General features: G+C 33.7%; 8 protein-coding genes. 3 read left to right on the forward strand and 5 right to left on the reverse strand.

Going from position 1 to position 8,977, the window contains the following annotated elements:
* From def to ABX784_RS13480, 5 genes are all read right to left on the reverse strand, one after another.
* A partial coding sequence (def, locus tag ABX784_RS13460; RefSeq protein ID WP_372655575.1) for a peptide deformylase occupies positions 1-474 on the reverse strand: 474 nt, incomplete at its 3' end.
* A 32-nt stretch (positions 475-506) separates the two neighbouring features.
* Positions 507-2,132 carry an ArnT family glycosyltransferase gene (locus tag ABX784_RS13465; protein ID WP_372655576.1) on the reverse strand — a complete coding sequence of 542 codons (1,626 nt, stop codon included), beginning with the start codon at positions 2,130-2,132 and terminating at the stop codon, positions 507-509.
* A complete protein-coding gene (locus ABX784_RS13470; protein ID WP_372655577.1) occupies positions 2,129-3,235 on the reverse strand; it encodes an LptF/LptG family permease in 1,107 nt (368 codons plus the stop codon). Before ABX784_RS13470 ends, ABX784_RS13465 begins: the two co-directional genes overlap by 4 nt.
* Positions 3,236-3,937 (reverse strand): hypothetical protein, encoded by a 702-nt coding sequence (locus tag ABX784_RS13475; protein WP_372655578.1) that lies wholly within the window; start codon positions 3,935-3,937, stop codon positions 3,236-3,238. It lies immediately after the preceding gene.
* Positions 3,938-3,940: 3 nt separating this feature from the next.
* On the reverse strand, positions 3,941-4,828 hold the full coding sequence (locus ABX784_RS13480) for a hypothetical protein (RefSeq protein ID WP_372655579.1): 888 nt from the start codon (positions 4,826-4,828) through the stop codon (positions 3,941-3,943).
* A 37-nt stretch (positions 4,829-4,865) separates the two neighbouring features.
* On the opposite strand from ABX784_RS13480, the gene galU reads away from it, so the two are divergent.
* From galU to ABX784_RS13495, 3 genes are all read left to right on the forward strand, one after another.
* Positions 4,866-5,750, forward strand: a complete 885-nt coding sequence (gene galU / locus ABX784_RS13485; RefSeq protein WP_372655580.1) for a UTP--glucose-1-phosphate uridylyltransferase GalU — start codon at positions 4,866-4,868, stop codon at positions 5,748-5,750.
* A 1-nt stretch (position 5,751) separates the two neighbouring features.
* Positions 5,752-6,774 carry a hypothetical protein gene (locus ABX784_RS13490; protein WP_372655581.1) on the forward strand — a complete coding sequence of 341 codons (1,023 nt, stop codon included), beginning with the start codon at positions 5,752-5,754 and terminating at the stop codon, positions 6,772-6,774.
* A 126-nt stretch (positions 6,775-6,900) separates the two neighbouring features.
* Positions 6,901-8,838, forward strand: coding sequence for a hypothetical protein (locus ABX784_RS13495; RefSeq protein ID WP_372655582.1), 1,938 nt, complete (start codon positions 6,901-6,903; stop codon positions 8,836-8,838).
* Positions 8,839-8,977 lie beyond the last annotated feature (139 nt).

An 8,977-nucleotide genomic window follows, 5' to 3' on the forward strand; every position in this document is an offset into this window, starting at 1 on the left:
AATTGATAGTAGTTCTTCTGCATTTATAGATTGTTTTTCACCATACATGTCTTGATAGTCGACAGTGATTGACTCAAATCTTTTAACTTCTTCATAAATTCCTGGAACACTAAGGCATCCTTCTTCGTAAAGAACTTCACCATGAGTATTGCTAATAACCGGATTAATGAAAATAAGTGGATTAAAGTTTGAGAGAACATGATCGACAGTTCCGTCTGCTCGGGTAACTTCTTCACGATCATAGTCAATATCCATGACAAAGAGGCGAATACTCTTTCCAACTTGTGGAGCAGCAAGCCCAATTCCAGGAGCATGATACATTGTAAAAAGCATATCTTTGCACAGAGTCCTAAGTTCATCATTAAATTCAGTTACAGGTTCTGCAACTTTTTTGAGAACTGGAGCGGGGTAAGTAAAGATTTGAAGGAGTTCACCCTCAAGTTTGTAATTGTCTAAAAAGTTTGAATTTTCCATGAGCCCTTATAGCATGGAAGCTGCGCGTAAGTCTACTTTAAGGGCTTGTTTTCTAAGAGGTATACAGTATCTTTTAGCTGGTCAATATTTCTAGTACTTAGAGCATTTATGGCGTCCTTGGCCTTTACTCCTCGTCTCCATATTTTCCAGGTAGTTACAACGTTTGTTAGGTCTTTCAAGTTGTATCTTTCTACTGTTGCTTGGTGAGTAATGTAGTAGTGGTTATTTTCAAGGATATATTGTCTGATTTTCGTACCACCAATCCAGTGAATTTTCCTCTCTAGGGCCTCTTCAATAAAGTAGGGCTTTCTGACTGCTGCACTTACTTCCTTTGTAGAGATCAGTGTAATTACTCTTTCTGGCATATATGGAAGAATGAAAGATGGAATGAAAATATTCCATAAATTACCAATAACAAAAAGAGCAATGAAGTATTTAGATATCTGTTTCTTACTTTTAACAAAGAGAAAAGCACCAATAACTAACAAGCAGACGGTAGAGATAACTTTTATTGTCAGAGATGTTGATGAGTTAACATCTTTAAAAACTAATAAAAATGAAAAGAGCGCAGCCGTAAGTGCCATTAATCCAGCAATAGTATAGTTTGCTAGGTTCATCATTTTTTGCCTCTTATCACTTAAGTTATAATTATTTAGAAGTGAAAAGTTAGAGATCAAAAAGAAAATTAAGGAAGGCATCGCATAGTGATGCGATCTTTGTGATGGAATAAGCCATAGAGTAAAAAATACAAAGAAGCAGCAATTAGAAAACATTAAGAAGCGATCATTTCTTATGTCAGTCCAGTGGTCTTTTATTTGAGCAATACTTGTCGGTAAATATAAACTCCAAGGGAGTGAGAAAATAATTAGACCTTGGAAAACATGCCTAATAGGATAAGATTTTGAAGCAAACTTTCCTAAGTTTTCTCTTAAGAAGAAGTAATCAATGAATTCGTGACCATATTTAATTGTACAGACAATAAACCAAACAGAAGCTATTGCTAGAGAGTAGCAGAGACATTTAAGGGCCTTCTTTAGTTCAGATGATTTAAAACCAAACATATACCATTGTATAAGAAGAAAAACTCCTATACCTCCACCGGCCATAACTAGAGAGACTGGACCTTTTATTAGCACCGAGAGGCCTAAGAAGATAGAAGCTAGGTGAATTGCGTACTTTTTATTATTTAAGTATTGATAGAAATATAATGTGCCAATAGTTGTTAGCATTGTGAGTGGCATTTCCATCATAAAAATTCTTGAGTACTTAAACATCCCAAGCGTAGCAGATATGTATACAAAAATTAGTAAGAATGGTTTTGCTAAAATCTTTGAGACAATATGTGAAGCAATAGCGATAGTTGAGATGGAAAAGAATACAATGACTAGCCTAGATAAGAAAATACTAGGACCGCCTCCAAAAAAGTAAAATATATTTGCCATCCAGAATTGTAAGGGAGGTTTAGACCAGTGGTTCTCTCCATTATAAAGAGGAGTTAAGATTGAATTATTTTCAAACATCTCTTTTGCGATTTGAAGATAGAAGCCTTCTGTTCCTTGTCGGATGGCATCTAAGTTTCCGATGTCCCAAACATAGAGAGATAAAACTAAGAGAATTGAAAATAAAGTAAGTTTTTTTATAGGACTAAGGGAAGTCATTTTGAAAGCTTCCTATTTTTAGAAAATATGAACATTAATATTATAGTAAATGATAATGGAACTGAGAAGGTTGCAGCAACGGGTATTACTTTAGAATTGTTTCCAAGTTCTATTAAGTATGAATAAACTAACCAATAAAGAATAGTGAAGAAAAACACTGAAGCAATATTCTTACCAAAAGAGCTACTTCTTCTATTGGGATTAAAGATTGAAACTGATGCTAAAATTGCAAAAATAATACAGATTATAGAGTTTGCAAACTTATCATAAAATAGAACAAGGTATTCATTGATATTAATACCACTACTTCGGAGCTGTTTTATGTACTCCCAAAGTTTAACAATATTTAAAACAGTTATATCTGCTTCTATTTGTCTAAGCTCTTCAGGAGTCTCGTATAAATTAACAATATTGTTCTTACTATTGTCGGCTTTAGGGAATGATTTTTGATTAAGGTCATCTAAACGGATAAGGTCTTTTCCAATCCATATTCCTTTTTCCCAAAAAATCTTATCTACAGCTTGAATTTCTTCAAGGTAGTGATCAACTGAAAGCTTATATATAGTAACGTCATATAGCTCTCTCTTTATTTGATTATAATTTGTAAATGAGATGAAGTAGTCTTCAGACTTGTACCACATCTTTCCACTACCAATAGTGGAAGACCTTAGTCCCTGGCTTTTTAGATTATTAAACTTATGAGTCGACTCCGAAATAAGAGTTTCTCTATGGGATTTAAAAAAAGGTGAAACGTAAGAACTCATAAGAAATTGAATAATAGTCACAATTAGTGATGCAAACATTAAATCAATAATATAGTTCTTACGAGAATATCCTGAAGCGAAAATAGCAGTTAGCTCACTCCTCGTTTTAAGTTTGTTGATACTAAATAAACTAGCCATTAGGCATGAGACAGGGAAAATCTTATTTAGATATCCTGGTATTTCAATAAAGTGATTAATCATCACTTCTGTGGCAGTAACGTTACCTCTTAGAAATCCAGATATAAGATTAGCGACTGAAACTAGTAAAAACAAAGAAACGACAGAACCTATAAAGAATCTAAACCACTCTTTTAATATAAGTTTTCTAATTATTCCCATTTATAAGTGTCTTGCTGATTTTGATATTAATAGTAAAGTTGGTCGTATAAAAACCTTGTTGAGTAAACAACCAAAGATTCCAGATTTTTCTAAGAAATTAATGATAGCTGGAGAAGTATTATAATAGACTTCCACAAATCTAAAGCCTAGTCGGTAGTTAACAATTGCTTGCTTAAATTTCCTAAGATCATTTGTAACAGTATGTTCTGGACCGTAGCTATAGCTTGCAATGAAGCATCCCTTTGAATCAACTTGTATTTTTGTGTAAGCATTTTGAAATGCTTTCATATTATGTGCTTGTTTTCTTTTAATGAACTTCTTTAACATTTGTGCATTTATATGCTGATACTTAAATCCATTAGTAAATTTAACAAATTGATCTAAACATCGAATAGATTCTTTGTGTAAGTTTGGACTTCTATCATATGCTTTTGATAGATCCCAGTAAGCATGACTAATAAGTAGTAGCTCTGATATTTCTTTTTCAGTATCAAAAAAGCTTGGCGATAACTTGTCTTCAGTAACACCGAAATACGATGCTAAAGCATAGAGATATGTTGAGTATCTCTCAACAGCTTTAGGGATATCTCCAGCAACAGAGTATTGTCTCGCTTGTTTTAGCGCTTTAAGCCTTTCTCTATAAGAATTTGTAATTCCTTCTGGTCGTTTTTTTTCCTCAGGAGGATTGTTATTCTCACTCATAGATTAGAACCTATATGACATAGAGAGAGAAGTCTCTTGCACTTTCTCGCCAATTTGATCTAGCTCAGTGTCTTTTTCGAGCTTTGAATTCTTTAAAGCAACTTCAATTGTTAACTTTGGTTGAACCCAACTAATTCCAGCTCCTGAACCACGCTCTTTAATGGCCTTGTCTCTATAAGTACCAAATCTTAAATAGAAGTTATCTAAAAATTTAACCTGAGCTGCTGTCTTCCAAACAAGTGTTGAAGAAAGGTTATTCTTCCAGTCTGCTCCACCATCTAACATAACAGCGATAATATCTTTGAAAACATATTGGAAGCCTATAATTGCTTTTGAATCTTGAGGTCTTTCTCTTAGAGGATCAACAGCGATAATTCCCATAGTGAATTCAGGAGATAGGATTCTAGTAACTCCAAGAGTGAACTTTTTGTAGTCTTCCTCTGAGGACTGATGAAATTCGTCAACAGTTGTCTCTGTGATGTGTTGATAACTTACTCCAAAAGAAGCAGTTTTTCCTAAAGGAGATGCCATAGAACCAGCGATCGTTTTTCTATGTTCTTCACCTTTATTTTGCTTAGTGTACGCGATAGCTCCTTTTAGAGCACCTTTTGTATCTGCAGCAATGAAGCTTATAGCGTCAGACTCTGCAACCTCTCCATCATCTGGTGTTTGTTCAGTACTAACTTTTTGGAAATAAAATGTACTAACATTGAAAAATGAGATTGATGCAGGATTTAGAAAAATAGATTCCTCAACTAGTAGAGAAGCTGCCCCTGCTCCCGCAGTAGACTTTAATCTAGTTGTTTCATATTCCAAAATTCTACCTTGAGCACATAGCGTAAAGGCAAGACAGATGGACAATAGTGATAAATGTGATAATCTAATTTTCATAATTTTTCCAAATAAAAGTTTACTCAAGGATAGTATAGTGAATATTAGGAAGGCCGTCATCCCTGTTGCAGGTAAAGGAACAAGGTTTTTACCGGCAACGAAGCAAACACCAAAAGAAATGTTACCAATTATCAACATACCTATGGTTCATTACTCCGTTATGGAAGCAGTTGACTCAGGTATTGAACAATTAATATTTGTTACTTCATCAGGTAAAGGCTCAATAGAGAACTATTTCGATAGAAATCTAGAGCTAGAGAACTTTCTTGAGCAAAATGGTAAGATAAAAGAACTTGAACTGATTCAAAATGTTAGTTCAATGATTGAAATCATAACTGTTAGACAAAAAGAGCAGTTAGGGCTTGGTCATGCTATTAATTGTGCCGCTCCGATTATTGGGAATGAAACTTTCTCTGTTATCCTTGGAGATGATATAGTTAGAGGTAATTCTCCGGCCACTAAGCAGTTGATGGAAGTTTCAAAAAATAATAATGGGAAATCTGTTATTGGAGTTATGGAAGTACCTAATTCAGAGACTTATAGATATGGTATTGTTGATGGAGAATTCATTGATGATAAAAAACTAACTCTTCTTATGAAGACAATGATTGAGAAACCAAAGCCAGCAGATGCACCTACAAATCTTGCAACACCTGGTCGATATATTCTTTCAGGTAACATCTTTGAGTGCTTGAATGAGATTCCTCGTGGTGTTGGTGGTGAGTATCAGTTAACTGATGCGATTAATATGCTTGCTGGTAGAGACGAAGTCTATGCTCATATATTTGAAGGAGATAGATTTGATACAGGAAATATTGAAGGCTTTTTAAATGCAACAGTAGAGTTTGCACTTAGAGATGAGTCTACAAAAGAATTAATGATTAATATAATTAAAGAAAAAATGAAAACCTATGGGATTTAAAATGAAAATACTCTCTTTTATTCTATTCTTAGCTTTCTCCACTAGTACATTAGCGGTTGCTCCTAGTGTTGAAGGACTCTTTCGAAATCCAAATAGCCAAGATATCGATGGTAATCTAATCGTTTTAAAGGCAATGATTGAAAGAGAGGCTACAGAAGAAGAGTATTATAAGCCTTCATACTATAAGTTTATATTCAGTATTGAAGCAGACGAAAGAGTAAGGTTTTTACAAGTAGAGTATAATGAAGGAAAAATGAGTAATGACGATATTGTTAGTACTCTATATTTAAATAACTTCCTTCCTAAAGTTAAGAATGATGAGCTGGTAGAAAGGTCTTTATTTTATTCTTTGCTTACGATGTATGGATTAAATAAGTCAGAAGCAATGTCTAGCATTTTAAAAAGATACTCTCAAAGCTTTGTAAGTAATAAGAACTCATTGAATAAAGAAAAAGTAGATCTCTTTGACAGGTATAAGAAGTACCTTACAGCTATAAAAGAAAATGATGAAATAAAAGATGAGCTTAAATCTCCTCTTGAAAGTGAGGATGAGGAAGAGAAAAAGAAAATTCAAGAAATTAAAGCAATGAGTATGTACTCAGAAAGTGAGTCATTGAAGCTTATCAAAGAGGGTAGAAACTTTTTCTTAAACTTAGATCTAAATGGTGTCACAGCAAGGTTTACTAATGAAGAGCATAGATTAGTAAGAATGAAGGTGGTAAAGGGCACTGAAGAAGTTGAGTCCTTCTTCTCTGATTATATCTTATTTAATGGAAGGCATGAGCTTCCAAAGCAAATTCTGATAAAAGATCAGGGACATGTTAATTACCATATTCGCTTTTTAGGGTTAAATATCTTTAATAATACAGGGGATAATCTACAAAAAAGAGCTCTAACGTATAAGAAAATAGAAGAAGCAAATATTGCCAAAAATACTAAGAAAGCTCCAGTTGAAGATGAAGCCCCACTGGAGAATGATAAAGGACAAAAGATCCTTGCTAAGCGTCCTATTCTAATTTATTAATAAATTTTGGTGTCTAAATGTCTGATTTTAGACACCTTTAAGCCTTTTATTCAAGTTTATATTTAAACATCCGATAATCTAACTGAGATAGAATTTTTTATCATAAATGATAATTGGGAATAAACTATGAGCCTTAATAAAAATCTTTTAATACTTCTAACTATTGGTAGCTTGGCACCATCAGTATTAGCAAAAGAGTTTTCCATCAAAAACATTAGTGTTGTTGGTTCTGAAGAGAATGATAGAAAAGGTGCTAATAAAGATACTCCTGGAGCAGGAAACGTCAGTGCTGACACAGTGGTTACTTCAAAGATTCCAGTCGCTCAATGTAGAGAAAAAGTTAGAGAAAACAATGTTATCTCGATGAACGAATTAAAGTATTTAAATGGTGGCGAATTACCAATTATTGAAGCTCATTCAAAAAAAGAATTTAAGTTAGAATTAAAGAAGTTTGCTTCAAGGTGTGCAACACTAAAAGTAAACAGAATATTAGACGGAGAGAATAACCATATTATCCAGTTTGTGAACTTGAAGGAGTTTTCAAAAGACGACTTATTCTTAACTGAAGAAGAGAAAGATAAAGATATCTCTGAGTTAGTTAGTAAAATGACTATGGATGAGAAGGTTACTAGATGTTTAATTAAGAATGAGTATCTAGTGAAGAAAGACTCTGGTTATGAGATGGATAGTAGCTCTGAAAAGTTTGATTACTCCAAATCATTTCTTAAAATGCAAGAAGATATGGACCCTAATAAAAGCTCGAAGATTCTTTTTGCGAGTCCAGTATTTGAAGACAATAACTACTCAACGTATGACGATAAAACGATTGACGATACTGAGGGTGGTTGGGCCTGTAGTAAAGTTCAAGACTATGGTGTTGAAAAAGATTCAACTGATGGTGCTAAGTTTGTATTTAAGTCAGACTTTGACAAGCAGTGGGATTTAGCAAGAGCTGCCTGCCAATCTGCAAAAGAAGGTGATATCTATGCTATCGAGCGTTTGATTACAAAAGATACAGGTAATAGCTCTGAGTTACAAAATAGAATTCAAGATGTATATGCAAGACTTCTAACTAAAGACATTAAAGAAAAAAGTGAAAATATTTCAAATGAGATTGAAGAAAAGCTAAGTCAAATTGAAAAATATAATGACCCTTCAAATAAAACTCATAAGAGAAAAGCAAAACAATTGGCAAAAGAGATTCAGGTACTATCAAGAAAGTATAATAGTGAAATCGCGGAACCTGCAAAAGAGGTGCTAGCAAGATCACTTGCAAAGTACGAGGAACTTGAAGATTCTGACTCTGATGCAAGTATTAAAGAAAGAGAAATTTTAGAAAATAGAATTGAAAGAGTTACAGGAGCTCTAGAAGGACTTTCTGAAATTAGTATGACAGATGGTGTAGAGACGATGAAGGTACACAACTTACATAGTACTGGTAAAGATCTACTGACGGCCTATACAAACTCTGCAGAGCTTTCTAAGGTTTGTCTTGATTGTGAAGAGCAACAAGATATGGAAGATGCAGAAAATAATATCGCAAAAAGAATTAAAAAATATAAATCTGAAGATAAGAGAGACTGGAGTTTTGTGTCACAAGCAGCTCGAGGGAAGTCTACACCTATGTATCTAACTCAACAGTTATATACAAATGCTCAACAAAGTATGCAGACTCAGTATTCTCAGTTTCAACAAAATGAATATGATAAATACCAAGAGTACTGTGCAACAAGTATGTTTGGTGGAATGAAAAATCCAATCAGATGTCAGTACTGGCAGAACTCACAAAGTATGAGAACAAAGATGTTTGAATCAAAAATGAATAGTCTTCAAGCTGACGTTGATGGCTACAATCAAAAGTATTCATATTATCAATCATACTATGATGCTGCTCAAAGAAAGTTACAAGAGCAGAGTGATAGAGATGTTGCTTCTGTGTCAACAGTAACGGCTTCTCCTTATGATAGTTTTAGTATCCTTGGAAACGCACAAAATAGTAGTCAATCATCCATGTATAATATGGGTACACCGCAATTTGCGATGCCTTTAATGCAATCTAGATAAAAAAAGCTCCTTTCGGAGCTTTTTTGTTTTTATAAATGCAAACTTTTTAGAATTCGATTGAAGAGTTTAGCTGTAAAGCAAAAGAGTTATCTGCAGTGTTCTTATTTGTTGGATCATTTGTAAATGAGAAGTAGTCTCC

The organism is Halobacteriovorax sp. (assembly GCF_041587335.1).
Lineage (GTDB): Bacteria > Bdellovibrionota > Bacteriovoracia > Bacteriovoracales > Bacteriovoracaceae > Halobacteriovorax.